At 72.0% G+C, this 24,560-nt stretch carries 20 protein-coding genes; 14 read left to right on the top strand and 6 right to left on the bottom strand.

The genetic code is table 11. The features are described 5' to 3' along the window. Position 1: 1 nt before the first annotated feature. The 3 genes from ACIBVQ_RS19745 to ACIBVQ_RS19755 are packed head-to-tail and all read right to left on the bottom strand — an operon-like array spanning position 2 to position 4,561. Positions 2-949, bottom strand: coding sequence for a hydroxymethylglutaryl-CoA lyase (locus tag ACIBVQ_RS19745; protein WP_352011540.1), 948 nt, complete (start codon positions 947-949; stop codon positions 2-4). Further along, on the bottom strand, positions 946-2,949 hold the full coding sequence (locus tag ACIBVQ_RS19750; RefSeq protein ID WP_399179277.1) for an acetyl/propionyl/methylcrotonyl-CoA carboxylase subunit alpha: 2,004 nt from the start codon (positions 2,947-2,949) through the stop codon (positions 946-948). Before ACIBVQ_RS19750 ends, ACIBVQ_RS19745 begins: the two co-directional genes overlap by 4 nt. Before the next feature lie 43 nt (positions 2,950-2,992). Further along, positions 2,993-4,561, bottom strand: coding sequence for a carboxyl transferase domain-containing protein (locus ACIBVQ_RS19755; protein ID WP_352011538.1), 1,569 nt, complete (start codon positions 4,559-4,561; stop codon positions 2,993-2,995). Positions 4,562-4,661: 100 nt separating this feature from the next. Here ACIBVQ_RS19755 and ACIBVQ_RS19760 point away from each other — a divergent pair, with 100 nt between their 5' ends. From ACIBVQ_RS19760 to ACIBVQ_RS19770, 3 genes are all read left to right on the top strand, one after another. Beyond that, entirely contained in the window at positions 4,662-5,270 is a 609-nt protein-coding gene (locus ACIBVQ_RS19760) for a TetR/AcrR family transcriptional regulator (RefSeq protein WP_352011537.1), read from the top strand. A gap of 287 nt (positions 5,271-5,557) precedes the next feature. Beyond that, a complete protein-coding gene (locus ACIBVQ_RS19765; RefSeq protein ID WP_399178993.1) occupies positions 5,558-7,768 on the top strand; it encodes a thiamine pyrophosphate-dependent enzyme in 2,211 nt (736 codons plus the stop codon). Positions 7,769-7,881: 113 nt separating this feature from the next. After that, positions 7,882-8,358 (top strand): hypothetical protein, encoded by a 477-nt coding sequence (locus ACIBVQ_RS19770; protein WP_399178995.1) that lies wholly within the window; start codon positions 7,882-7,884, stop codon positions 8,356-8,358. Between the two features lie 185 nt (positions 8,359-8,543). Here the strand turns inward: ACIBVQ_RS19770 and ACIBVQ_RS19775 are convergent, their stop codons facing one another. Together ACIBVQ_RS19775 and ACIBVQ_RS19780 are read right to left on the bottom strand one after the other, a co-directional pair. Then, positions 8,544-9,683 carry a magnesium and cobalt transport protein CorA gene (locus tag ACIBVQ_RS19775; RefSeq protein ID WP_362775690.1) on the bottom strand — a complete coding sequence of 380 codons (1,140 nt, stop codon included), beginning with the start codon at positions 9,681-9,683 and terminating at the stop codon, positions 8,544-8,546. A gap of 19 nt (positions 9,684-9,702) precedes the next feature. Continuing rightward, the gene (locus ACIBVQ_RS19780) at positions 9,703-10,179 is read right to left on the bottom strand and encodes a nuclear transport factor 2 family protein (RefSeq protein ID WP_352011533.1); all 477 of its coding nucleotides are present in this window, start codon (positions 10,177-10,179) and stop codon (positions 9,703-9,705) included. Positions 10,180-10,458: 279 nt separating this feature from the next. Here ACIBVQ_RS19780 and ACIBVQ_RS19785 point away from each other — a divergent pair, with 279 nt between their 5' ends. From ACIBVQ_RS19785 to ACIBVQ_RS19825, 9 genes are all read left to right on the top strand, one after another. Next, a complete protein-coding gene (locus ACIBVQ_RS19785; RefSeq protein ID WP_399178997.1) occupies positions 10,459-11,175 on the top strand; it encodes a M50 family metallopeptidase in 717 nt (238 codons plus the stop codon). Positions 11,176-11,327: 152 nt separating this feature from the next. Next, complete coding sequence (locus ACIBVQ_RS19790; protein WP_399178999.1) at positions 11,328-12,074, top strand: sensor histidine kinase; 747 nt, start codon at positions 11,328-11,330, stop codon at positions 12,072-12,074. Positions 12,075-12,225: 151 nt separating this feature from the next. After that, on the top strand, positions 12,226-14,820 hold the full coding sequence (gene lanKC, locus ACIBVQ_RS19795) for a class III lanthionine synthetase LanKC (protein WP_399179001.1): 2,595 nt from the start codon (positions 12,226-12,228) through the stop codon (positions 14,818-14,820). A gap of 56 nt (positions 14,821-14,876) precedes the next feature. After that, the gene (locus tag ACIBVQ_RS19800) at positions 14,877-15,008 is read left to right on the top strand and encodes a SapB/AmfS family lanthipeptide (protein WP_352011529.1); all 132 of its coding nucleotides are present in this window, start codon (positions 14,877-14,879) and stop codon (positions 15,006-15,008) included. Positions 15,009-15,048: 40 nt separating this feature from the next. Then, complete coding sequence (locus ACIBVQ_RS19805) at positions 15,049-15,180, top strand: SapB/AmfS family lanthipeptide (protein ID WP_366280410.1); 132 nt, start codon at positions 15,049-15,051, stop codon at positions 15,178-15,180. A 65-nt stretch (positions 15,181-15,245) separates the two neighbouring features. Further along, the gene (locus ACIBVQ_RS19810; RefSeq protein ID WP_366280410.1) at positions 15,246-15,377 is read left to right on the top strand and encodes a SapB/AmfS family lanthipeptide; all 132 of its coding nucleotides are present in this window, start codon (positions 15,246-15,248) and stop codon (positions 15,375-15,377) included. 136 nt (positions 15,378-15,513) lie between these two features. Further along, positions 15,514-17,220: an ABC transporter transmembrane domain-containing protein gene (locus tag ACIBVQ_RS19815; protein ID WP_399179004.1), complete on the top strand. Its 1,707-nt coding sequence runs from the start codon at positions 15,514-15,516 to the stop codon at positions 17,218-17,220. After that, on the top strand, positions 17,217-18,929 hold the full coding sequence (locus ACIBVQ_RS19820; protein ID WP_399179006.1) for an ATP-binding cassette domain-containing protein: 1,713 nt from the start codon (positions 17,217-17,219) through the stop codon (positions 18,927-18,929). Before ACIBVQ_RS19815 ends, ACIBVQ_RS19820 begins: the two co-directional genes overlap by 4 nt. Next, positions 18,926-20,947 carry a prolyl oligopeptidase family protein gene (locus ACIBVQ_RS19825; RefSeq protein ID WP_399179008.1) on the top strand — a complete coding sequence of 674 codons (2,022 nt, stop codon included), beginning with the start codon at positions 18,926-18,928 and terminating at the stop codon, positions 20,945-20,947. The genes ACIBVQ_RS19820 and ACIBVQ_RS19825 overlap by 4 nt, the downstream gene beginning before the upstream one ends. Here the strand turns inward: ACIBVQ_RS19825 and ACIBVQ_RS19830 are convergent. Further along, the gene (locus ACIBVQ_RS19830) at positions 20,936-21,592 is read right to left on the bottom strand and encodes a response regulator transcription factor (RefSeq protein WP_352011523.1); all 657 of its coding nucleotides are present in this window, start codon (positions 21,590-21,592) and stop codon (positions 20,936-20,938) included. The two genes, ACIBVQ_RS19825 and ACIBVQ_RS19830, sit on opposite strands and share 12 nt — an antisense overlap. Positions 21,593-22,111: 519 nt before the next feature. Between ACIBVQ_RS19830 and ACIBVQ_RS19835 the strand changes: the two genes are divergently transcribed. Next, positions 22,112-23,329, top strand: a complete 1,218-nt coding sequence (locus ACIBVQ_RS19835) for a hypothetical protein (RefSeq protein WP_352011522.1) — start codon at positions 22,112-22,114, stop codon at positions 23,327-23,329. After that, positions 23,319-24,548, top strand: a complete 1,230-nt coding sequence (locus ACIBVQ_RS19840; protein ID WP_399179010.1) for a hypothetical protein — start codon at positions 23,319-23,321, stop codon at positions 24,546-24,548. Before ACIBVQ_RS19835 ends, ACIBVQ_RS19840 begins: the two co-directional genes overlap by 11 nt. Positions 24,549-24,560 lie beyond the last annotated feature (12 nt).

Raw genomic sequence — 24,560 nt, forward strand, 5'->3', positions numbered from 1 at the left:
GTCACTCCTTGACGTCCGGGGCCGTTCCCAGGGCCTGTACGACCCGGGAGGGGCTGGGGCGGCCGAGCCGCTCAGCCAGCCAGGTGCTGGTCTGCACCAGCGAGGGCAGGTCGAGCCCGGTCTCCACGCCGAGACCGTGCAGCATCCACACCAGGTCCTCGGTCGCGAGGTTGCCGGTCGCGCTCTCGGCGTACGGGCAGCCCCCGATGCCGCCGGTCGAGGCGTCGACCACGGTCACGCCCTCGCGCAGGGCGGTGAGGGTGTTGGCCAGGGCCTGGCCGTAGGTGTCGTGGAAGTGCACCGCGAGCCGCTCCGGCCCGCCGAGGTCCCCGGCCAGGGCTCCGATGAGGGCGGCCACGTGCCCGGGGGTGCCCACTCCCACGGTGTCGCCCAGCGAGAGCTCGTAGCAGCCGAGGTCCAGGAGCCTGCGCCCGACGGAGACCACCTGGGCCACGGGGGTCGGCCCCTCCCACGGGTCGCCGAAGCACATCGAGACGTACGCCCTGACGCGCAGGCCGTTGCCGAGCGCCCGCGCGACCACCGGCTCGAACATCTCGAACTGCGACTCAAGCGTCCGGTTCAGGTTCCTGTTCGCGAACGTCTCGGTGGCGCTGGCGAAGATCGCGATCTCCTCGACGCCGTGTTCGAGCGCCCGGTCGAGCCCCCGCTCGTTGGGCACGAGCACCGGGTAGCGCACACCGGGCACCCGTTCCACCCGTTCCAGCAGTTCGGCGGCGTCGGCGAGCTGGGGAACCCACTTCGGGTGCACGAAGCTGGTCGTCTCGATCACCCGGTGGCCCGCGGCGGCGAGCCTGGCGACGAACTCCGCCTTGACCTCGACCGGGACCGTGACCGCCTCGTTCTGCAGCCCGTCGCGCGGGCCGACCTCGTAGACGGTGACCCGCTCGGGCAGCCCCCGTGCCTCGATCCTGTACGGCTCACGCATCATGCCCGGTCCTCCCCGCCCTCGCCGGAAACCTCCGCGACGTCGACGACCGCGAGCACGGCGTCCATGTCGACCGCCTGTCCGGCCCTGACCCGCAGCTCCGTGACCGTCCCCGCGGCCGGGGCGGTCACGGTGTGCTCCATCTTCATGGCCTCGACGACGAGCAGCGGCTGGTCCCGCTCGACCCGCTCCCCGACCACGGCCTTGACCAGCAGTACCGTTCCCGGCATGGGGCTGCGGACGACTCCGTCGCCTCCCGAGCCGGCTCCCGCCCGGTCTCCCGGGTCGCCCAGGTGGTGGCGGGTCAGCGCCCAGGCGTCCCCGTCACGCCCCAGCCAGAGCGTGTCCTCGGCCCCCTGGGCCCAGCCGTAGCGCCTGCCGACCCCGTCCAGCGTGACCAGCAGGTCGCCCCCGTTCAGGGAGAGGCTCGCCCGCGCGGTCCTCCCGCCGGGCAACCGGACCTCGGCGCCGCGCGCGGGCAGCCCGCGCACCCCGACCTCGACGACCTCGCCCCGGTTCTCCAGCCGCCAGACGGTCCAGGCGGCTCCGCCGAGACGCCAGCCGTCCGGCACCTCCCAGGGGTCGGCGACCGCCGGTACGGCGGGCGTCCTCCCGTGGTGCAGCAGCAGCGCCGTGGCGACCGGCACGTCCTCGGGCAGGCCCCCCTCGGGCAGGAGGTCGTCCAGGTTGCGTTCGACCAGGCCGGTGTCGAGGTCTCCGGCGACCACCTCGGGGTGGGTGACCAGCGCCCGCAGGAACGCGACGTTGGTCGGCACACCGAGCACCGCGGTGGCGGCGAGCGCCCCGTCGAGGCGCCGCAGCGCGCTGTCCCTGTCCGGTCCCCAGGCGACGATCTTCGACAGCATCGGGTCGTAGCCGCTGCCGACGACCCCGCCCTCGGCCAGGCCCGAGTCGACCCTGACCCCCTCGACGACTCCCTCGGGCTCGCGCAGCGCCAGCACCCGGCCTCCGGTCGGCAGGAAGCCCCTGGCGGGGTCCTCCGCGTAGACGCGGGCCTCGACGGCGTGGCCGCGCAGCCGTACCTGGTCCTGGGTGAGCGGCAGGGGCTCGCCCGCCGCCACCCTGAGCTGCAGTTCGACCAGGTCGAGGCCGGTGACCAGCTCGGTGACGGGGTGCTCGACCTGGAGCCTGGTGTTCATCTCCATGAAGTAGTAGTCGCCGGTCGTGCCCTGCACGATGAACTCGACCGTCCCGGCGCCGGTGTAGCCGACGGCCCTGGCCGCCTCGACGGCCGCCGCGCCCATCCGCGCCCTGGACTCCTCGTCGAGCAGCGGGGAGGGCGCCTCCTCGATGATCTTCTGGTGGCGGCGCTGGAGGCTGCACTCGCGCTCGCCCAGGTGGACGACGTTGCCGTGGGCGTCGGCCATCACCTGGATCTCGATGTGCCGCGGCCCCTCGACGAACCGTTCGATCAGCAGGGTCGCGTCGCCGAACGCGGCCGCGGCCGTACGGCGGGCCGACTCCAGGGCCTCGGGCAGTTCGGCGGCCGAGCGCACCAGCACCATGCCTTTGCCGCCGCCGCCCGCCGAGGGCTTGATCAGCGCCGGGAAGCCGACGCGGCCCGCGGCCTCGGCGAGGTCGTCGTCCGGTTCTGCGCCGCCGGGCACGACGGGCACGCCCGCCGCGGAGACGGTCGCCTTGGCGCGGATCTTGTCGCCCATGGCCTCGATGGCCTCCGGCGGCGGCCCGACGAACACCAGGCCCGCCCGCGCGCACTCGCGGGCGAAGGCGGGGTTCTCGGCCAGGAAGCCGTATCCGGGGTGCACGGCCTGGGCTCCGGTGGCCGCCGCGGCGGCCAGGATCCCGTCGATGTCGAGGTAGCCGCCGGCGAGCCGTACCGCGACGTCGGCCTCCCTGACGTGACGGGCGTCGGCGTCGGCGTCGCTGAAGACCGCGACGGAGCGGACGCCGAGCCTGGAGAGGGTGCGGATGACGCGCAGGGCGATCTCACCGCGGTTGGCGACCAGGACGGTGCCGAACATGCCGCGCGGGGCGGGTGCCTGGGTCACAGGTGTCATGAGGTGATCACATCCGGAAGACGCCGTAGCCGACGGGGTCGAGGGGGGCGTTGGCCGCGGCCGACAGGGCCAGGCCGAGGACCGTTCTGGTGTCGAGGGGGTCGATGACGCCGTCGTCCCACAGGCGGGCGGTCGAGTAGTAGGGGTTGCCCTGCTCCTCGTACTGCCTGCGGATGGCCTCGGGGTCGGCGCCGCCGACCGTGGAGAGCACGTTGGCGGCCTGCTCACCGCCCATGACCGAGATGCGGGCGTTCGGCCACATCCACAGGAACCTGGGCGAGTAGGCGCGGCCCGCCATCGCGTAGTTGCCCGCCCCGAAGGAGCCTCCGACGACCACGGTGAACTTCGGCACCCTGGCGCAGGCGACGGCGGTGACCATCTTCGCGCCGTGCTTGGCGATGCCGCCCGCCTCGTAGGCCCTGCCGACCATGAAGCCGCTGATGTTCTGCAGGAAGACCAGCGGGACGCCCCTGCGGTCGCACAGCTCGATGAAGTGGGCGCCCTTGAGCGCGGACTCGGCGAACAGGATGCCGTTGTTGGCGACGATGCCGACGGGGTGGCCGTGGATGTGGGCGAAACCGGTGACGAGCGTGGAACCGTACTCGGCCTTGAACTCCAGGAAGCGGCTGCCGTCCACGACCCGGGCGATGATCTCCCGCACGTCGTACGGCGTGCGGGTGTCGGCCGGGACGATGCCGTACAGGTCGCGGGGGTCGTGCGCGGGTTCCTCGACGGGGACGCGCTCCCAGGGGGCGGGGGACCGTGGGCCCAGGGTGGCCACGATGTCGCGGACGATCCGCAGCGCGTGCGCGTCGTCCTCGGCCAGGTGGTCGGTGACGCCGCTGACCCTGGCGTGCAGGTCGCCGCCGCCGAGTTCCTCCGCGGTGACCTCCTCCCCCGTGGCGGCCTTGACCAGCGGCGGGCCGCCCAGGAAGATCGTGCCCTGGTTGCGGACGATCACCGCCTCGTCGCTCATCGCCGGGACGTAGGCGCCGCCTGCCGTGCAGGAGCCGAGGACCGCGGCGATCTGCGGGATGCCGCGCGCCGACATGGTCGCCTGGTTGTAGAAGATGCGGCCGAAGTGCTCCCGGTCGGGGAAGACCTCATCCTGTTTGGGGAGGAACGCGCCTCCCGAGTCGACGAGGTACAGGCACGGCAGGTTGTTGTGGAGGGCGACCTCCTGGGCCCGCAGGTGCTTCTTGACCGTCACGGGGTAGTAGGTGCCGCCCTTGACGGTGGCGTCGTTGGCGACGACCACGCACTCGCGCCCGGAGACCCGGCCGACGCCGGTGATGATCCCGGCCGCGGGGGCCTCGTCACCGTACATTCCGGTCGCGGCGAGTTGGGAGAGCTCAAGGAAGCGCGAGCCCGGGTCGAGCAGGGTGCCGACGCGGTCGCGGGGCAGCAGCTTGCCCCGGGCGACGTGCCTGGCGCGTGAACGCTCAGGACCGCCCTCCCCCGCGGCGGCGACGCGCTCGGCCAGGTCGGCGACGAGCCGCTCATTGGTCTCCGCGTTGCCCTTGAACCCCTCACCGCCAGGATCGCAGGCGCTTCGCAGCACCGGCCAGCCACTCATGCGAGCCCCCTTGTCCGGGCCGTCCCCGACTCCGTCGTCGCGGGTTAACGGTCGCTAACGTCACCGCCGATGTTAGTCATCATTAACGTCAGCGTCTACCATGCGAGATGTGACAACCGCTCGGACCCCTGCCCGCAACCGAGGGACGCGACGCGTGGAGATCCTGGACGCCGCGGCCCAGCTGTTCGCGGCGCGGGGCTTCCACGGTGTCTCCATCGAGGACATCGGCGGCGCGGTCGGCGTCTCCGGCCCCGCCCTCTACCGGCACTTCAGCGGCAAGGAGGCGCTGCTCGCCGAGATGCTGCTCGACGTGAGCGAGCGCCTGCACGCCTCGGCCGCGGACCGGGTGACGACCGCCCCCGGCCCGGAGGCCGCGCTGGACGCCCTGCTCAGCGGCCAGATCGAGTTCGCCCTCAGCCATCCTTCGCTGATCACCGTGCACGACCGTGAGCTGGGCAACGTCCCCGAGCCCGCCCGGCGCCAGATCCGCAGGCTCCAGCGCCTCTACGTCGAGGAGTGGGTCACGGTGCTGAGCGAGCTGCACCCCGCGTGCCCGCCCGCCCGCCTGCGCGCCGCGACGCACGCCGTCTTCGGCCTGCTCAACTCGACCCCGCACAGCGCGGGCGAGCTGCCCGGGGAGGCGATGGCGCGCCTGCTGCTCGGCATGGCCCGTACGGCCCTCGCCACGCTGAACGACGACGAAAGTTAGCGTTCGTTAACAGTGGGGCGAACGGGGCCGTACGTCCCGGACGCCCGGGAAGGAATGCGCCTTCTTTCGGCCCCTCACTCTTCCATTGATACGCCCAGCCGAAACCTAAGCATCATTAGGTCAAATAGACACACAAGTCGGTCTATTAGTTGATAAATCCGGCAGATGGTGTGAGTTTTCACCGACGACACCTCCCATCAGGCACGACGCCGCAAAACGGGCGGGGCGTGACGCCAAAGACCTCAAGGTGCCGGTGCGGCACTCTCCGATGGGGACATAATCGGGCTGTGGCGCGCGACGCAGTTGAGACCAATTTCACCGAGGCGGTGGCCGCCCTGTCCCCGGGGGCCCCGCGTGATCCCGGCCTTCCCGTGCGTGAGGGCACGAGCCTGACCGGGGCCCGTTGCCGGGAGTTGTTCGAGTTCCAGCTCGGCAGCAGGCTCCTGGACGTGGCCGCCCGCTGGCTGCGCGCCCAGGGGGAGGGCTTCTACACCATCGGCTCCTCGGGGCACGAGGGCAACGCCGCGGTCGCGGCCGCGCTGCGCGTCACCGACCCCGCGCTCCTGCACTACCGTTCTGGGGCCTTCTACCTGACCAGGTCCGCGATGGCCGGACGGCTGCCCGAGCAGGGGTTGCGCGACGTGCTGCTCGGCCTGACCGCCTCGGCGGAGGAGCCCATCGCGGGCGGCCGCCACAAGGTCTTCGGTCACCCCGATCTGGCGGTGATCCCGCAGACCTCGACGGTCGCCAGTCACATGCCGCGCGCTGTCGGAGTCGCCTTCGCCGTCGAACGCGCCCGGGCGCTCGGCCTGCGCTCGGCCTGGCCGGACGACGCGATCACGGTGTGCAGCTTCGGCGACGCGTCGGTCAACCACGCCAGCGCGCTGTCGGCCCTCAACACCGCGGGCTACGTCTCCTACCAGGGGGTGGCGCTGCCTCTGCTGCTCGTCTGCGAGGACAACGGCCTGGGCATCAGCGTGCGGACACCGCAGGGCTGGGTCGAGGCGGCACGCCATCCTCGGCTGACCTACTTCGCCGCCGACGGCTGCGATCTGGCCGACGTCCACGACGTGGCCCTCGCCGCCGCCCAGCACGTCCGCGAGCGCCGCTCCCCCGCCCTGCTGCACGTCCGGACCGTCCGGCTGATGGGACACGCGGGCTCGGACGTCGAGCTGTCCTACCGGACGAAGCGGGAGATCAACGCCGACCTGGAGCGCGACCCTCTCGTCGCCACGGCCAGGCTGCTCGTCGAGGCGGGCCTGGCCACGCCGGACGAACTGCTGCTGCACTACGAGACGACGCGTGAGCATCTGCTCAAGATGGCCCTGGAGAGTTCGCGCCGCCCGCGTCTGACCTCGGCCGCCGACGTCATGGAGCCGCTGGCGCCCCGGACCCCGCGCACCGTCGCCCCGGCCAGCGCGGTCTCCTCCGGTTCCAGGGAGAAGGCCTTCGCGGGCAGGCTGCCCGAGCAGGAGGGCCCGCTCACCCTCTCCCAGGCGATCAACCGGGCTCTGGCCGACCAGCTCGCCGCCCACCCCGACGTGCTGGTCTTCGGTGAGGACGTGGCCCGCAAGGGCGGCGTCTACGGGGTCACCCGGGGGCTGCAGAAGCGCTTCGGCGCCGGGCGGGTCTTCGACACCCTCCTCGACGAACAGGCCGTGCTCGGCCTCGCGCTCGGCTCCGGCGTCTCCGGCCTGCTGCCGGTGCCCGAGATCCAGTACCTCGCCTACCTGCACAACGCGCTCGACCAGATCAGGGGTGAGGCGGCGACGCTGTCGTTCTTCTCCCAGGGCGCCTTCCGCAATCCGATGGTCGTGCGGGTGGCCGCCTACGCCTACCAGAAGGGCTTCGGCGGTCACTTCCACAACGACAACTCCGTGGCCGCCCTCCGCGACATCCCCGGTCTCGTGGTCGCCTCCCCCGCCAGGCCCGACGACGCCGCCTCCATGCTGCGCACCTGCGTGGCCGCCGCCAGGACCGACGGCAGTGTGTGCGTCTTCCTTGAGCCGATCGCCCTGTACAACACCCGTGACCTGTTCGAGGAGGGCGACAACGGCTGGCTCTCGCCGTATGTGCCGCCCTCGCGCTGGGCCGAGACGCACGTCCCGATCGGCAGGGCCCGCAGCTACGGCGACGGCCGCGACCTGACCATCGTGACCTTCGGCAACGGCCTGCGCATGAGCCTGCGCGCCGCGGTCAGGCTCACCGCCGAGGGGTACGGCTGCCGCGTCCTCGACCTGCGCTGGCTGTCCCCGCTGCCGGTCGAGGACCTGCTGCGCGCGGCGGAGCTGACCGGCCGGGTGCTGATCGCCGACGAGACCCGTCGCTCAGGCGGCGTCTCGGAGAGCGTGGTGGCCGAGCTGCTCGACGCCGGGTTCACCGGCCGGATCGCCCGGGTGACCTCCTCCGACAGCTTCGTCCCGCTGGGGGAGGCGGCCAGGCACGTGCTGCTCTCCGAGGCCGAGATCGAGGACGCCGCCCGCAAACTGCTGGGCTGACCGCGCGAAACCGCCCCCGCCCCGTCGTCGACGGTGTTCGATTGGCCACGCACTGTGACGACTCCGTCGCCCGGCCCGCCGTTCGACGGAGGCTCCCCCGACCAGGAGACAGCATGACCGACGTGGCGACGACGAGCACCTGCCGGCGAGTGGCGGCGCTCGAATCCTGGGCCTTCAGGACGGGCTCGGATCTCGCCGACGTCAAGGGGACGCTGGGCAACCTGCCCGTGATCATCCGGGAGGAGATCATGACGTACACCTCCCCCGTGCTCGAAGAGATCATGAACAGGATGGCCACCGGGGACGACCTGGTCGCGCTCACCGCGCGGGTGGACGGCCTGGAGACCGAGGTCAGGAACCTGGGCGTCCGGGTGGGCGGCCTGGAGACCAAGGTGGACAGCCTGGAGGCCGAGGTGCGAGGCCTGGGTGGCAGGATGGACAGCCTTGAGGCCGAGGTGAGAGGCCTGGGCGGCCGGATGGACAGCCTTGAGGCCGAGGTGAGAGGCCTGGGCGGCCGGATGGACGCCATGGAGAAACGGATGGACTCCATGGACGACAAGCTCGGCCTGATCCTGGCCAAGCTCGGCTGAGCGGCCCCGCAATCCCCCTGTGGCCCCGGCCGTGCGCCGGGGCCCCGTCGTGTCCCCGGGTTTCACAGAAACGTCGACAAATTCATTTACCCGGCCCGGTGAGAACACCGCCCGGCGGCGGCGCCGTACGGGAAAGGCGTTTCACAGCGGGCGGAAAACACGGAAAACACGGACGGCCGGTTCGGTCACAACCAGTCACGGCGTTTGAAGACGATGTAGAGGGTCACGCAGACGGCCGCCATCAGGAGCACCGCGAACGGGTAGCCGAACCACCAGTGGATCTCCGGCATGACCTCGAAGTTCATGCCGTAGATGGTGCCGACGAGGGTCGGGGCGAAGAGGATCGCGGCCCAGGCGGAGATCTTCTTGACCTCCTCGTTCTGGGCGTTGCTGACCTCGGTGAGGTTGGTCATGTGCTCGTTCTGGGCCTGGGCCACCATGGTCGAGTTGACCACGAGGATGTCGTGGAGCATCTGCCGGAAGCCGCTGACCCGCTCGGCCACGGTGATCGCGTGGTCGGCGACGTCGCGCAGGTGCCGTTGCACCTCCTCGTCCATCCCGTACTTGGGCGCCCCGGCGATGAGTCCCTCGACCATCCCGAGCAGCGGCTGGGTGGCGCGCTGGAACTCGATCACCTCGCGGGACAGCTCGTAGATGCGGCGGGAGACGCCCGGCTTGTTGCTGAAGACCTCGACCTCGATCTCGTCGATGTCGTTCTGCAGTCCCGCGACCACCGGCGCGTAGCCGTCGACGACCGCGTCCAGGATGGCGTAGAACACCGCCTGCGGCCCCTTGGCGAGCAGTTCGGGGTCGCTCTCCATCCTCCTGCGGACCTGGGACAGGTCCGGGGTCTCGCTGTGCCGTACGGTGATCACGAAGTTCTGGCCGACGAAGACGTGCAGTTCGCCGAAGTCGACCTCCTCGGCCTCGTCGAGGTATCTCGCGGGGCGCAGCACCACGAACAGCGTGTCGCCGTAGCGGTCGGCCTTGGGCCGCTGGTGGGCGACGATGGCGTCCTCGACGGCCAGTTCGTGCAGGTCGAACTCCTCGGCCACGTTGACGATGACCGAGTCCTCCGGCCGGTAGAAGCCGATCCAGGCCATGCTGCCCGGCGTCCTCTTCAGGAACTCGAAGGCCTCGGGCAGGGACTCGGGGGTCACGTCCCTGAGACCGTTCACGTAGATCGCGCTGTCGATGACGTGTGAGCGAGGCGGGGGCAGCTGATCGTCCGCCCGGGGGTCCATGGAACGCTCGGGAGAGTCACGCTCTCCTCCGGAACGCCCGCGTACCAGGCTCAGTATGCTGCGCATCTGCCGATCGGCCACGCCTGTCTCCTCATCCGGCTCATCCGGCCCTCATGAAGTCCTCCAGTGACCGCATCGCCCTGCCCCGGATCGTGTCCCGGAACACCGATGTCCAGCCGAACGGCAGGCCGGTCGGCTTGCCCAGCGCCATCCTGGACCAGCGCCTGAAGTCGAACTCGTCGTGGTGCCGGACGATCAGGCCGTCCTCGAACCTGAACAGGGCGTCGATCTCGTTGATCACCGGCCTGCCGGTCCTGCCGAAGACGTAGCGGGCGGTCCAGTGCGCCGCGCCGTCGTAACGCCTGGCGGTGACGTCCCTGACGGACACGGCGACGCCGCCCTCACCGCTCAACAGCATCCGCCACATGCCCATCACCCTGCTCCTGCCTTCGAGCTCCAGGAAGACGGGGTCGCCGAAGGTGACCTCCGGGTGGTAGCACCGTTCCATGGAGTCGAGGTCTGCGCGGGCGAAGGCCGCGTAGAAGCTCTTGATGAGCCCGGCATTCTGATCGTTCACGTGATTTCCCCCGATCACGGATGTTCCGCTGACCGAGTTTAGGCGGGGACCGGGCCTGGTGACAGCCCTGAAAGTGAGATTGGGAACCCCAGGTTCGGGGGTGAAGGTGACCGCCGAGGGACACCCGGGAGTACGGCGGGCGAACCGGCCGGGACCGTCCTGTCACGGCTTTATCGCCAGCACACCGGATGTCGTGGGACGCTTTGCTCCGGCACCGCGAAAGGCCTGAGGGAGTCAGGGAACTCGAAGGGTTCGGAAGATTCTAAGGAGAGATGGTCGTTGTCGGAGGTCTGGAGGGCCCTGACCAGGGTCCAGACGGAGCCGCCCGGGTGGGCCGTGCTGCTGTCCGCGCTGGTGGCCCTGGCCGTGGTGACCTGGCCCACCTCGTGGCAGCTGTCCCGTGGCCTGGTCACGATCGCGCACGAGGGCGGGCACGCGCTGATGGCGCTGCTGACCCGGCGCAAGCTGCAGGGCATCCGGTTGCACTCCGACACCTCGGGCGTGACCCTGACCCGGGGCAGGCCGACGGGGCCGGGGATGATCCTGACCGCCGCCGCCGGATACGTCGCCCCCTCCCTGCTCGGGCTCGGCGGGGCGTGGCTGGTCTCCGCGGGGCACGTGACGGCGCTGATCACGATCGTGCTGGGCCTGCTGCTGTGCATGCTGCTGCTGATCCGCAACCTCTTCGGCGTGGTGAGCCTGCTGGCGACCGGTGGGGCGATCTTCGCCCTGACGTGGTACTCCCCGCCCGCCGTCGACGCCGTCCTGGCCCAGCTCGCCGTGTGGTTCCTGCTGTTCGGCGGGGTCAGGCCGATCCTGGAGCTGCGCCGCAAGCGCCGCCACAGCCGTACTCCCGACTCCGACGCCGACCAGCTCGCCCGGCTGACCGTCCTGCCCGCCGGGTTCTGGATCTTCCTCTTCCTGCTGGTCGCGATCGTCTGCCTGGCCTTCGGCGCCTGGCTGCTGAGCCCGCTGCCTACCTGGCCGTCGCGCTGACCCTCACGTCCCGCCGGTGAAGGCGGGGAAAAGAGCACGGCCCGCGTCGCCGTTTCACGCCGTTCCCCGCCGAATGACGTTCTCATTCATTGACAGTTAAACGGTTTTTTGCCTTTATTGCCGTATATGCACCTGCCGCACAAGAGTCGTTGATGCCGCACCAGCTGTACGCCGTCACGGCGGTCGCGGTGGGGGCCCTGCTGGTCTCGCTGGGCGTCACGATCGCCCTGGCGCTCAGGGTCGGACGGTTGCGCGCCGAGCGGGACAGAGCCGTACGGCATGCCCGGGAGGAGCTGGCCCGCGACATCCACGACCTCGCCGGGCACTGGCTCTGGCTGGCCTCGATCAAGAGTGAGCTGGCCTACCGGCACGCGGCGGACGACGAACGGCTGCGCGAGGAACTGGCCGAGACACTCCAGGCGGTACGGCGCGCCGCGCACGCCGTACGTCACGTCTCCAGGGGAAGCCGGCGGCTGTCGCTGCGGGGGGAGAGCACCCGGGCGCAGGCCCTGCTGACGGGCTTCGGGATCGACTGCTCGGTCAACCTCGGACGGCCGGGACTGCCGGAGGACGTCAGCGCGGTGCTGGGGACCGTGGTCCGCGAGGCGGTCACGAACATGCTCAGGCACAGCGACCCGGGCAGATGTGTGATCGAGCTGACCGGACGGGACGGCCTGCTGCGGCTGAGCGTGGCCAACGACGGGGCACCCTACGAAGCGCCGCGCAGTGCACCGGACGGGACACCACCTGGGGAGTGGCCGGGCGGGGAGGAGACCGGGGGGAACGGGCTGGGCAACCTGCGGCACCGGGTCACCGGGATCGGCGGCACGCTGCGGGCGACGGCCGGCGAGGACGGCTGGTTCCGGCTCGTCGCCGAGGTACCGGAAAAGTTTTTCTGAATAATTTTCACTTATACCCTAAATGCCCAGGTAGCACCCAATCTCGCGATTAAACCTGTGAATTTTACATATGCGACCCATGGAGTTTGTAACTAGTCATTTCTCTGGTTATCCGGAATTCTTCCTTCTGGAAGACAGCAGGGAGAATGCCGTGAATGCCCAGTATGAGGTTTACTGTCTCGCTGACCGGATCTTTTACGACACCCTCGACGGCTCCCGGGGAGAGCACACCGACTTCCCCCAGGCGACCCGGGAGGTGCCGCCGGGCTGGAGGCACCAGGCCGGCGACACCTGGATGCACTACGCGCCCGCCGACGGCAGGACGCCCGCCCAGGGGTGGAAGATCCACGTCTCGGCGTGCGTCGAGGACGCCGAGCGCGCCCTTGAGGTCGTGTGGGACTACTGCGTGCCCCGGGGTGTGGCGTTCAAGTTCCTGCGCAGCCTGCCGATCATGGCCATGCTGAACTCCAAGGCCGCCGCCCGTGGGTCGAGCGGCAAGCTCGTGACGATCTATCCCGTCGACGAGGCCCAGCTCGAACTGGTCCTGAAGGAGCTCGACGAGCTGCTGCGCGGCGTCAGGGGCCCCTACGTGCTCAGCGACCTGCGCTACGGCGACGGCCCGCTGTTCGTGCGCTACGGGGGTTTCGTGCCCAGGCACTGCGTGGCCGACAACGGCGAGCTGGTACTGGCCGTCGAGGACGACGCGGGGCGTCTCGTGCCCGACGTCCGCGGCCCCGCCTTCAGTCTGCCCTCCTGGGTACGGCTGCCCGCCTTCCTCGAATCCCACCTCGCCGCCCGCAACGCGGTCACCACCGGCGGCCTGCCGTACGAGATCGAGAGTGTGCTGCAGTTCTCCAACGGCGGGGGCGTCTACCTGGGACGGGACCGGGGCACCGGGCGACGGGTCGTGCTGAAGGAGGGGCGCCCGCACGCCGGGCTCGACGCCGCGGGACGGGACGCGGTCGCACGACTGGCACACGAACGCGACATGCTGCGCAGGCTGGCCGGTCTCGACGCGGTGCCCGAACTGCTCGACTACTTCACGCTGGGCGAGCACCACTTCCTGGTGCAGGAGTTCGTCGACGGCAACCCCCTGCAGCGGCACCTGGTGAAGCGCTACCCCCTGACCAGGGCGGTCCGCGACGAGGAGGCCGTCGCCGGCTACACCGCCTGGGCGCTGGAGATGCTTCCCAAGGTCAGGCAGGCGGTCCGGGCGCTGCACGAGCGCGGCGTCGTCTTCGGCGACCTGCACCCGAACAACATCCTCCTCACCGAGGAGGGACGCCTCGTCCTGATCGACTACGAGGTGGCGACGCTCGCCGAGGACAACGCCCGCGCCAGTCTCGGCCACCCGGCCTTCGGGGCGCCGCGCGACCGCAACGGCGTCGAGATCGACGAATACGCCCTGGCCTGTCTGTGCCTCGGGCTGTTCGCGCCGCAGCTGACCATCATGCTCCCGCTCGACCGGGCCAAGGTCCTGCACCTGGGCGAGCTGGTCACCCGGACCTTCCCGGTGCCGCCCGAGGTGGTCGAGGAGGCCGTCACGACCATCCTCGGCGCGACGGAGACGACCCCCACCCGAATCCCCCGGCCGGAGAGCGACGGCTGGCCGGAGGTCAGGGAGTCGCTGGCCAGGGCCATCCTGGCCAGCGCGACCCCCGAGCGGAAGGACCGTCTCTTCCCCGGCGACATCGCCCAGTTCCGTCCCGGCGGCGGTCTCGGCGTCGCCCACGGCGCGGCCGGCGTGCTCTACGCCCTGGAACGGGCGGGTTGCGGCCGTTTCCCCGAGTATGAGGAGTGGCTGCGGCGCGGGGCGCTCGACCCCGAACCGGGTACCGGCCTCGGTTTCTACGACGGCCTGCACGGGGTGGCGTACGTGCTCGACCTGCTCGGACACCGCCAGGACGCGCTCGACATCGTCGAACGGTGCATGCGGGAGAAGTGGGAGGCCCTGGACCTGGGCCTGTTCGGCGGCCTGTCCGGCATCGGGCTCACCCTCTTCCACCTGGGCGAGACGACCGGTGAGACGGGCCTGACCGAGCTGGCCCACCGGATCGCCCGTGTCTGCGCCGACCGGCTCGGCGGCCCCGGCGACGTGCCCGAGATCAGCGGCGGGAGCAACCCCCGCGCGGGACTGATGTACGGCTCAAGCGGCCCGGCCCTGCTCCTCACCCACGCCTACGAGCGTGGCGGCGACCCCTCGATGCTCGACGGCGCGGCCGTCGCGCTCCGCCAGGACCTGCGGCGGTGCACCACAAGCGAGGACGGTTCCCTCCAGGTCACCCAGGGCTGGCGCGTCCTGCCCTATCTCGACGAGGGGTCGGTGGGGATCGCCCTGGCGCTGGGCCGCTATCTGGCCCACCGCGACGACGCGGACCTCAGGACCGCCCTCGACGGCTGCGAGCGTGTCACCGGGGCCGGCTTCTACGTCCAGCCGGGCCTGTTCACCGGCCGCGCCGGCATGATCGTGGCCCTGGGCGCCGGACGGGCCAGGACCGGAGGCTCAACGGCCCTGAACGACCTCGTGTCCGCGCAGCTGAGCGGGCTCGGCTGGCACGCCCTGCCGTACGCGGGCGGCCTGGCCTTCCCCGGTGACCAGCTGATGCGGCTCTCCATGGACTTCGCGACCGGCACGGCCGGAGTCCTCTTCGCGATGAGCACCGTGCTGCGCGACGAGCCGGTGTTCCTCCCCTTTACCGGGCCGCCCGGCGGCGCAGGCTCCCTGACCAAGGCAACGACTGCGTGAACCGCCGAGCGACCTCGACTCCCACGAACACCAAGATCGAAGGAGGTGTAGATCACATGGTACTTCTCGACCTGCAGAGCCTGGAAGCCCCCGGGGGCGGCCACGGCGGCGGCGGCGGCAGCACGCTGACCGTCCTGGGCTGCGAGTCCCACACCCCGAGCAACCTCAGCCTGTTGCTCTGCCACTGACCCCCTCACCCTTCCAGCTCACCAGAAGTGGAGTCACACCATGGTTCTTCTCGACCTGCAGACCCTGGAGACCCCCGGCGGCGGCCACGGCGGCGGCGGCGGCAGCACGCTGACCGTTCTCGGCTGCGAGTCCCACACCCCCAGCAACCTCAGCCTGCTGCTCTGCCACTGAGCCTCCCCCGAGGTTCTTCGCGTATCCCCCGGTAAGCGCTTTTCCCCCAGAAGTGGAGTTACACCATGGTTCTTCTCGACCTGCAGACCCTGGAGACCCCCGGCGGCGGCCACGGTGGCGGCGGCGGCAGCACGCTGACCGTCCTGGGCTGCGAGTCCCACACGCCGAGCAACCTCAGCCTGCTGCTCTGCCACTAGTCAAGCGGATGCCCGGGACGGCCGGCGACGGCAGCCGTCCCGGGCATCGCCCTTTCCAGGAAATACCAAGAAATCTCAGGAAATACCGAGAAATACAAGGAAGCCCTCCACGAGAACCCGCGGCGAAGGAGGAACGGTGCGGACGGCGGATCGGCTGGTCACGCGGACGCTGAGGCACAGCGGTCCCTGGCTGTACGTGCTGGTGTTCACCTCCCTGGCGGGCGCGCTCGGCGAGCTCGCGCTCCCCTACGTCCTGGGCAGGACCGTCGACACGCTCGTGGCGGCCGGGCCCGCGAGCCGTACCTGGCTGGTGACCTGCGGGTCCGTGGTGGTTCTGATCGCGGCCTGCGACGTGCTGGGCGTCTGGGCGGCCGGGGGCGGCGGCGCGCGGGCCACCCGGTGGCTGCGGCTGCGGATCCTGCGGCACGTGCTCGGGGCCGGTCCCGCGATGACCCGCCGTTTCCCCGAGGGGGACCTGGTCACCCGGATGGGCGTCAACGCCGACGAGACCGGGCGTGCGCCCGAGTCGATCGTCACCGGGGCCGCGCTGCTCGTCCCCACCGCGGGCGGCCTGGTCGCCCTCGTCCTCATCGACGTCTGGCTCGCCCTGACCCTGGTCGCCGGTCTGGTGCTCATCGCGTTCGTCCTGCGGGCCTTCCTCAGCACGACCACCTCCCTCGCCGGTGACTACCAGCGGACGCAGGCCGACATCGCCGCGCGCCTGGTCGACGCCCTCTCCGGGGCGCGCACGATCGCCGCGGCCGACACCGAGGAGCGGGAACGGGCCCGGGTGCTCGCCCCCCTGCCCCGGCTGCGCGCGCACGCCATGGACATGTGGCGGGCCAACGCCCAGGCGGGGGTGAGGGCGGGGGCCGTGGTGCCGCTGCTCGAAGTGGCCGTGCTCGGCGTCGGCGGGCTACGGCTGGCCGGGGGCGACCTCACCGCCGGGGAGCTGTACGCCGCCGCCCGCTACGTCGTGCTCGGCGCCGGACTCGGTGCGGCGCTCGGCCACGTCGGCCGTCTGGCCAGGGCACGGGCCGCCGCGGGCCGCCTGGCGGAGCTGACCGAGGAGCCCGCGATCGCCTACGGAGGCCTGTCCCTGCCGGAGGGCCCCGGCACCCTGGAGCTGCGCGGTGTCGGCGCGGGCGTGCTCAGCGGGATCGACCTGGTCGTCCCCGGCGGCTCCTCGGTCGCCGTCGTCGGCAGGTCCGGCTCGGGCAAGTCCCACCTCGCCGCCCTCTCGGGACGGCTGGCCGACCCGGAGACCGGGCAGGTCCGCCTGGACGGCGTGCCGCTGCCCGACCTGTCCGCGGAGGCGCTCGGCGCGGCCGTCGGCTACGCCTTCGAGCGCCCGGTCCTGGCCGGTGGGACGATCTCCGGCGCCGTCGGCCTCGGCGTCGCCGAGACGGACGGCCGTGAGGCGGCCGTACACGCCGCCGCCCGTGCCGCGTGCGCCGACGGCTTCGTACGCAGGCTCCCCCTCGGGTACGGCACGCCGCTGCGCGAGGCCCCCATGTCCGGCGGGGAACGGCAGCGGCTCGGCCTGGCCAGGGCCTTCGCGCACGGCCGTCGCCTGCTCGTCCTCGACGACGCCACCTCCAGCCTGGACACCGTCACCGAGCGTCAGGTCAGCCGGGCGCTGGCGGGCGAGCTGGGGGGCCGTACCCGGATGATCGTGGCGCACCGGGCCGCGACCGCCGCCTCCGCCGACCTGGTGGTCTGGCTGGAGGAGGGGCGGGTGCGCGCCTGCGACACGCACGCCAGGCTGTGGCGGGACCCCGCCTACCGGGCCGTCTTCCAGCCTCTACCGAGCCCTCCGGTCACCGGGGCGGGTGCGTCGTGAGGGCGGCCGTACCGGGCGGTCCCGTCCGCCGGGCGTTGCTGCGCGAACCCCGCCTGCTGCTGAGGCTGGGCGCCTGGTCGGTCGCCGAGACCGCACCCGCCCTCGTGGTCGGCCTGGCCGTGGCCAGGGCCATCGACGACGGTTTCGCCGCGGGCCGGGCCGGGATCGGCTTCGCCTGGCTCGCCGTGCTGGGCGGTGCCTGGCTGGTGGCGGCGGTGGGCGCGCGCCAGGTCGTGCTGACCGTCGGCGCCGTCGTCGAGCCCTTCCGCGAGGAGTTGCTCGACCACGTCGTCGGCGGCGCGCTGCGCCGTTCGGCCACGGCGGGGAACGGCCCAGGAACCGCCTCCGTCGCCCGGGCCAACCTCCAGGTCGAGCTGGCCAGGGACGCCCTGGCCTCGGTCATCACGGTCGTCAGGTCCTTCGCCTTCACCGTGGTGAGCGTCGTGCTCGGTCTGGGTGCCCTCGCCCCCGGTGTGCTCGTGCTGGTCCTGCCGCCGTTCGCCGCGGGCCTGTGCCTGTTCCTGCTCTCGCTGCCCGCGCTCGCCCGGCGGCAGCGGGAGTTCATCCTCGCCGACGAACGCACCGCCGAGTCGCTCGCCGACATGGCGGGCGCGCTGCGTGACATCACCGCCTGCCGCGCCGGGTCGCGGGTGGCCGACGACCTCGGCCGTCAGGTGCGGCTGCAGGAACGGGCCGGGCGCGCCCTGGCCGGGGTGACCGCGCTGCGCACCGCCTCACTCGCCGTCGGGGGCTGGCTTCCTGTGCTGCTGATCCTGGCCGGCACCCCCTGGCTGGTACGCGGCGGGGCCGGGGCCGGGGTGATCCTCGGCGCCCTGGTCTACGTCACCCAGTCGCTCGCCCCCGCGCTGGGCAACCTCGTGCAGGGCCTCGGGATGAGCGGCGTCCGGCTGCGGGTCTCGCTCGAACGCATCCTGCGCCACGGCGCCCCGCCCCGCCCCGAGGTGGAACGGCGCGCCCCCGGGGACGGCGGGGTACGGCTGCGCGACGTGTGGTTCGCCTACGGCCCGCACGCCGAGCCGGTGATCTCCGGCCTCGGCCTGTCGATCCCGGACGGCGACCACGTCGCGGTCGTCGGCCCCAGCGGCATCGGCAAGTCGACGCTGGCCGCGCTCGTCACCGGGGTGCTGCCGCCGGACGCGGGGGAGGTCCTGGTCGGCGGCGTCCCCGCGGGCCTGCTCGATCCGGCGAGCCGGGTGCTGATCCCCCAGGAGGCCTACGTCTTCCGGGGAACGCTGCTGGAGAACCTGACCTACCTGGCCGCCGCGGGAACGCCGGTCGAGGCCGTCGAGGAGGCGGTGGACGCGGTCGGGCTGACCGCCCTGGTCGCCAGGCTCGGCGGCCACTCGGCCGAGGTCGATCCGGGCCTGCTCTCCCCCGCCGAACGTCAGCTCGTCGCCCTGGCCCGCGCCTACCTGAGCCCCGCCCGCCTGGTGGTCCTCGACGAGGCGACCTGCCACCTGGACCCGGTCGCCGAGGCCGTCGCGGAGGAGGCCTTCGCCCGCAGGGGCGGCACGCTGCTGGTCGTCGCCCACCGGCTGACCTCCGCGAGAAGGGCCCGGCGGATCCTCGTCATGGACGGCGTCGACGTCCGGCTGGGGACCCACGACGAACTGCTCGCCTCGTGCCCGCCGTACGCGGAACTGGCCGGGCACTGGAACCCCGCCGAGAACCAGGAGCTTGTCCCATGATCTATCCGCCCGCCGAGCGGGAACCGGTCGTCGACCTTCTGGGCGGGCGGGCCGTACCCGATCCGTACCGGTGGCTTGAGGACGGGGACGACCCGAGGACGCGTGACTGGCTCGCCGCCCAGGACGAGCTGTGGCGTGCCCACGCCGCCACGCTGCCCGGCCGTGACGGGTGGCACTCCAGGGTTGCCGCGCTCACCGAGGCGGGGACCGCGGGGACGCCGATGTGGCGGGGCGGGCGCCGCTTCTTCCTGCGCCGTACGGCCGGGCAGGAGCACGCCGTGCTGTACACCGCCGCAGCGGGGGAGAACGTCAGGGCGCTCGTCGATCCGGGGGTGCTCGACCCCGGCGGCCTGGTCACGCTCGACCACTGGCAGCCGGACGCCGAGGGCCGTCTGCTGGCCTTCCAGCTGTCCAGGAGCGGGGACGAGCACTCGCGTCTGTACGTCGCGGACGTCGTGACCGGCGAGGTCGTGGACGGGCCTATCGACCGTTGCCGCTACTCGCCGGTCGCGTGGCTGCCCGGCGGGAAGGCCTTCTTCTACGTGCGGGGACGCAGGGTCTGCCTGCACCGGCTCGGCACCCCCGCCGACGACGACGTCGTGGTCCGCGCCGAGGAACGCTCCTACGGCCTGGGGATCAGCGGGGACGGACGCTGGCTCACGGTCTCCGCGGGCCGTCCCGGCGGCAACGACCTGTGGCTGGCCGACCTGGTCGCCTCCTCCCCCGAACGGCCCGCGCTGCGGACGGTCCAGGAGGGGACGGACGCGGTGACGGTCGCCGCCGTCGGTCCCGACGGCCGCCTGTACCTGCTGACCACCCGGGACGCGCCCCGCGGCCGGCTGTGCGTCGCCGACCCGGAGCACCCCTCACCCGAGGGCTGGAGCGAACTGGTCGGCCCCGACCCGGAGGCCGTGATCGGGGACTTCGCGATCGCGGAGGGAACCGGAGGACCGGTGCTGCTGGTCGGCCGGACCCGGCACGCGACCGGCGAGATCGGCGTCCACGACCCGGTGACCGGGGAACGGCTCGGCCTGGTCCCCCTGCCCGGCCTCGGCTCCGTCGGGCACATGTCCACCCGTCCTGAGGGGGGACACGAGGTCTGGTTCACCTACACCGACGGCGTCACCCCGGTCGGTGTCCACCGCTACGACGCGCGCACCGGGCGGACAACGCTCTGGGAGGCGGCGCCCGGCGCCGTCGAGGTGCCCGAGGTCGAGTCGCACCGGTTCGTCTGCGTCTCGGCCGACGGCACCCCGGTGCGGGTGGTCGTCCTGGCCCGCCCGGGCGTGGGTCCCCGGCCCGCCGTCCTGTACGGCTACGGCGGATTCGGGCGCCCGCTGGCCCCGTCGTACTCCGGCTATGTGCTGCCCTGGGTCGAGGCGGGCGGGATCTTCGCGTTCGCCCAGGTGCGGGGTGGCGGCGAGGAGGGGGCCGACTGGCACAGGGCGGGCACACTCGGCCGCAAGCAGAACACCTTCGACGACTTCGTCGCGGTGGCCGAACACCTCGTCGCGGAGGGCTGGACCACCCCGGCCCGGCTGGGCGTGTGCGGCGAGTCGAACGGCGGCCTGCTGGCGGGCGCGGTGCTGACGCAGCGTCCCGATCTGTTCGCCGCCGTGGTCTGCTCGGCCCCGCTGCTCGACATGGTCCGCTACGAGCGCTCCGGCCTCGGCCCTTCCTGGCGGGGTGAGTACGGCTCGGCCGACGACCCCGAGCAGTTGGGCTGGCTGCTCGGCTACTCCCCCTACCACCGGGTCGAGAAGGGCACGGACTATCCGGCGACGCTGCTGACCACCTTCGGCGGCGACTCCCGGGTCGACCCCCTCCACGCCCGCAAGATGTGCGCGGCCCTGCAGTGGGCGACCTCGGGAGACAGGCCCGTCGTGCTGCGCCACGAGGACGGCGTGGGACACGGGGCCAGGTCGGTCAGCCGGTCGGTCGGCCTGGCCGCGGACATGCTGGCCTTCCTCGCCCGGCACACCGGTCTCGAACCGGGAGCGCCTGGATCAGGCCCGTGAGCGGTAGCGGATCAGGCCGATCCGCCTGACGTCCTCGGGCCACAGCCAGCCCGACTCCTGGGCGATGGTGACCGCCTCGACCCTGGTTCTGGCCCCCATCTTGGCGAGAATCCGCGACAGGTAGTTTCGGACCGTTCCGCCGGAGAGGAAGAGCCGTTTGGCGATCTCGTTGACCGGCTCCCCCTCGGCCGCGACCTGGAGCACCTCAAGCTCGCGGGCGGTGAGCGGGTTCTCCCGCGCGTGGAGGGCGGCGACGGCCAGCTCCGCGTCGATGACCCGCTCGCCCGCGGCGACCCTGCGCACGCACTCGGCGAGTTCTCCCGCCGGGGCGTCCTTGACGACGAAGCCTCGCGCCCCGGCGTCGAGCGCGCGCCGCAGCGCGGCGGGGGTGGCCAGGCCCGTCAGCATGACGTTCTTGCAGGAGGGCAGCACCCTGGCCAGTTCGCAGGCCGCCGACAGGCCGTCGGTGCCGGGCAGCCCGATGTCGAGGAGGGCGACGTCCGGCCTGGCCCGCAGGCAGGAGGGCACCACGTCGTCGCCGTGACCGACCTCCTCGACCACCTTGATGTCATGCTCGACGGAGAGCAACGCGGCCATCGCTCCGCGAACGAGGTGCATGTCCTCGGCGATCAGGACGCTTATCACGGGTCGTGTCCCCTTTTCGGCGGGAAGCTTATGTGTTAATTGCTCCGGATGTCACCCGCGGAAATCATTGTGCTACCCGCCGGAACCGTTCGCCACCCGGATAGGCCAGACGAGTACCCACCCCCCGCGAATTACGCCTCCCCAGGGGCGCGAATCCGAACAATCGGATATCCGGAACGACTCTTCCGCCCCCAGACCAGGTGAAATCCATCCTGCCCCGGCCTGCGTCCACGGTCCAGTCCACGACCACCCCCGCCCTGCCCACGATCGCAAAATGGACCTCCAACGCAAACATTCAAGGACTGCCACAATTCGTTAAACACGGCAGGTATCGGGAAATATCACGCATGGTCGGGAATTCGCCCTGATCCATTATCCTTTGTGAGCCGGCCGGAACCCCCGTCCCCTTTCCCGCCGATCATCTTCGCGCGCCTCACGTGCCGTACGGCCCCACCGCGGGCGCGGTGCCGTACGGCGTCAGGGCCGTGATTGTCGGGCCCAAGCCTTACGGTAGGGCGCGTGCCAGAGACGAACCACGAGATCACGCTCGACTCGGCCCTCTCCGAGGAGGCCGTGCTCGCCACCTACCGCCGCATGTTCGCCGCGCTCGCGCGCGACAGCGGCGCCGTGGTCGACGACCCCGTGCTGGTCGACATCGCCGAGACGCTGTTCGCGGCGTTCGCCGAGGCGGGCGAGGAGTGGCTGACCCACGAGCAGATGCGGCACGTCTGCCGGGCCTACCCCCTTGAGCTGTTCGAGAACCGTCTGCGGGTGCTCAGGGGTCTCGGCGCGATCCGTGAGGTCTTCCCCAAACCGAACCAGCTCCGCTACCGGGCGTCGTTCACCAGCGTGGTCGGGCTGATGTTCGTCCGGCGGATGATGGACGACGGCGGTCAGTCGGAGATGCACCGGCTGCTCGCCCTGGAGGACCTCAACGTCGCCGACCCCCGCACGACCATGGAGGAGGCGCGGCTCAGCGCGCAGAACCTGTCGCGGGCCTTCAGGCTGTGGGCGCTGGAGCTGATCACGCTGACCGGCGGCACCATCGAGGAGCTGCGTGAGCAGGCGCCCAAGCTCTGGGGCACCGAGGAGATCGCCCGCAGGGCGCAGAGCCTGCACGCCACGATCCTCACCCGCTGGCCCGACCTGGACCGCACCTGCACCGAGCTGCGCGCCTCGATCTACTCCTACAGCGACGCCTCCCGCCGGGCCGCGGGCCGTCTGGCCGACTCCGCGGGCACGACCAGGAACCTCACCCTGCTGCCCGCCGAGACCTGGCGGACGTTCGCCCAGACCGCGCCCAGGGAGCGGCTCGCCGCCGTGCTCGACGGGTTCGTCTTCGACGTCCCCGCGCCGTGGCACGATCCTGCGGCGATCGTCAGGGCCGTTGACGAGAGTCCCCGGCCCGCCCCCGCGCAGCCGACGCCGCCGCGTTCCGCGCTGCCCGATCCCGGTCCCGCCGACTCCCACGAGCCCGGGGGCGGCGGGCTCGACCACCTCACCGCCGTCGCCGAGGCGGCCCTCGCCGGGCGGCCGAGCGCCCGGCTTGAGGAGCTTCTCACCGCGGACGGCGAGTGGGTCTCCGCGCGCAGACTGCTGGCCGACCTCGTCTCAGCCGACCTTCGTCCCGAGTCCCCCTACCGGCTGCGCTGGTCGGACGCCCTCACCGCGGACCCGGACGGGGAGCCGTCATGGCTCTCGCACGGGCTCCTGGAGAGGACGGGCCATGACGCCTGAGCTGGCGCACGCGCGGGCCAGGGCGACCGGCCCCCTCACGCTCGGCGCGGGTGAACCCGCTCCCCCGGGGATGACCCGGCTCGGCAACCCCGACGGGACCGGTACGGCTCTGCCCGCCTGGCCCGACGGGGCGACGCCGTCCCTCCTCGACGAGTACCAGGTCGCGCCGGTGAACGTGGAGCGGGCCGGAGAGACGAGGCGGGTGCTGGCCGCGGCGCTGAAGTGCTGCTGGAACGACCTGTCCGCCGATCCGTGGCCCGGTTCCCCCGCGCCGGTCGAGGACGTGCTGTCCGCCTACCGGGCGCTGATCGGCCGCGGTGACGACCTCATGCGCAACTGGGCGATCGGCGCGCTGCGCCGCCTGCACGACTCGGCCTGGCTTGAGGTCGACGCCGGTCTCGTACGGCTCGGCCCCCGCTGCGCCGGCTGGCCCGCCGCCTCCCACGCCCAGCTCAGGGAGTTGCTGCGGCGTCTCCCCTCGGGAGAGGACGGCTCCGCCGGACTCGACGTCCTGCCCGCCCCTGACAGGCCACAGGACAGGGCACAGGACAGGACCGGGCGGCAGGCCGCCGAGGAGACCGGGGCGGGCGCGACCGCGAGCGTCTCCGAGCCCGACGGGGTCGACGAGGACCTGCTCGCCCCCTTCGACGAGCGGCGCAGGGCCGAGATCGTGGCCGCCTTCATGGCGGTCGAGCACGCGGCCGAGCCGGTCGGCGAGGCGCGTTTCCCCGCGCTGCGCGATCCGGCGCCGCGCCGTACGGTCGCGGAGATGCTGCGGCGGCGGGGCCGCGTCCTGGTCCAGGACCGTGAGCGGTGGACCTCCGGCTACGAGGACGGGACGGCCGCGCTGGCCGGGTCCTCCCTCGGGGAGGCCGAGCGCGCGGTGCTGGTGCTGGTGCTGGTCCACTCGGTGGCCATCCCCCGCGCCGACGGGCTGTTGCCCGCCGACAGCTGGCTGTCTCCGTTCCCCGCCCAGGTCGACGAGCTGCGCAGGCACACCAGGCTGCCGGTCGGCGAGCTGGACGCGGCGCTGCGGACGTTGCGCCACGCGGGCCTGGTCACGCAGGTCAAGGCGGGAGAGGAGGCCGGAGGATACGTCCCCGGGCCACAGTTCCACCGGTTGACCCCGCAGGCCAGGCGCCGTCTGCAGGAAGAGCTGATCCTCGCCGCGGGGCCGCACACCCCGCTGGCCGCGGCCGTGAGGGCCAACCGCCGATGAGACAGAAGAAGG

Source organism: Streptosporangium sp. NPDC049376, from assembly GCF_044466505.1.
Lineage (GTDB): Bacteria > Actinomycetota > Actinomycetes > Streptosporangiales > Streptosporangiaceae > Streptosporangium.

Bases quoted from the DNA above. Each gene is read 5' to 3' on its own strand.
- ACIBVQ_RS19745 (WP_352011540.1), bottom strand. From the start codon at position 949: ATGATGCGTGAGCCGTACAGGATCGAGGCACGGGGGCTGCCCGAGCGG.
- ACIBVQ_RS19750 (WP_399179277.1), bottom strand. From the start codon at position 2,949: ATGTTCGGCACCGTCCTGGTCGCCAACCGCGGTGAGATCGCCCTGCGC.
- ACIBVQ_RS19755 (WP_352011538.1), bottom strand. From the start codon at position 4,561: ATGAGTGGCTGGCCGGTGCTGCGAAGCGCCTGCGATCCTGGCGGTGAG.
- ACIBVQ_RS19760 (WP_352011537.1), top strand. From the start codon at position 4,662: ATGCGAGATGTGACAACCGCTCGGACCCCTGCCCGCAACCGAGGGACG.
- ACIBVQ_RS19770 (WP_399178995.1), top strand. From the start codon at position 7,882: ATGACCGACGTGGCGACGACGAGCACCTGCCGGCGAGTGGCGGCGCTC.
- ACIBVQ_RS19790 (WP_399178999.1), top strand. From the start codon at position 11,328: ATGCCGCACCAGCTGTACGCCGTCACGGCGGTCGCGGTGGGGGCCCTG.
- ACIBVQ_RS19800 (WP_352011529.1), top strand. From the start codon at position 14,877: ATGGTACTTCTCGACCTGCAGAGCCTGGAAGCCCCCGGGGGCGGCCAC.
- ACIBVQ_RS19805 (WP_366280410.1), top strand. From the start codon at position 15,049: ATGGTTCTTCTCGACCTGCAGACCCTGGAGACCCCCGGCGGCGGCCAC.
- ACIBVQ_RS19810 (WP_366280410.1), top strand. From the start codon at position 15,246: ATGGTTCTTCTCGACCTGCAGACCCTGGAGACCCCCGGCGGCGGCCAC.
- ACIBVQ_RS19825 (WP_399179008.1), top strand. From the start codon at position 18,926: ATGATCTATCCGCCCGCCGAGCGGGAACCGGTCGTCGACCTTCTGGGC.
- ACIBVQ_RS19840 (WP_399179010.1), top strand. From the start codon at position 23,319: ATGACGCCTGAGCTGGCGCACGCGCGGGCCAGGGCGACCGGCCCCCTC.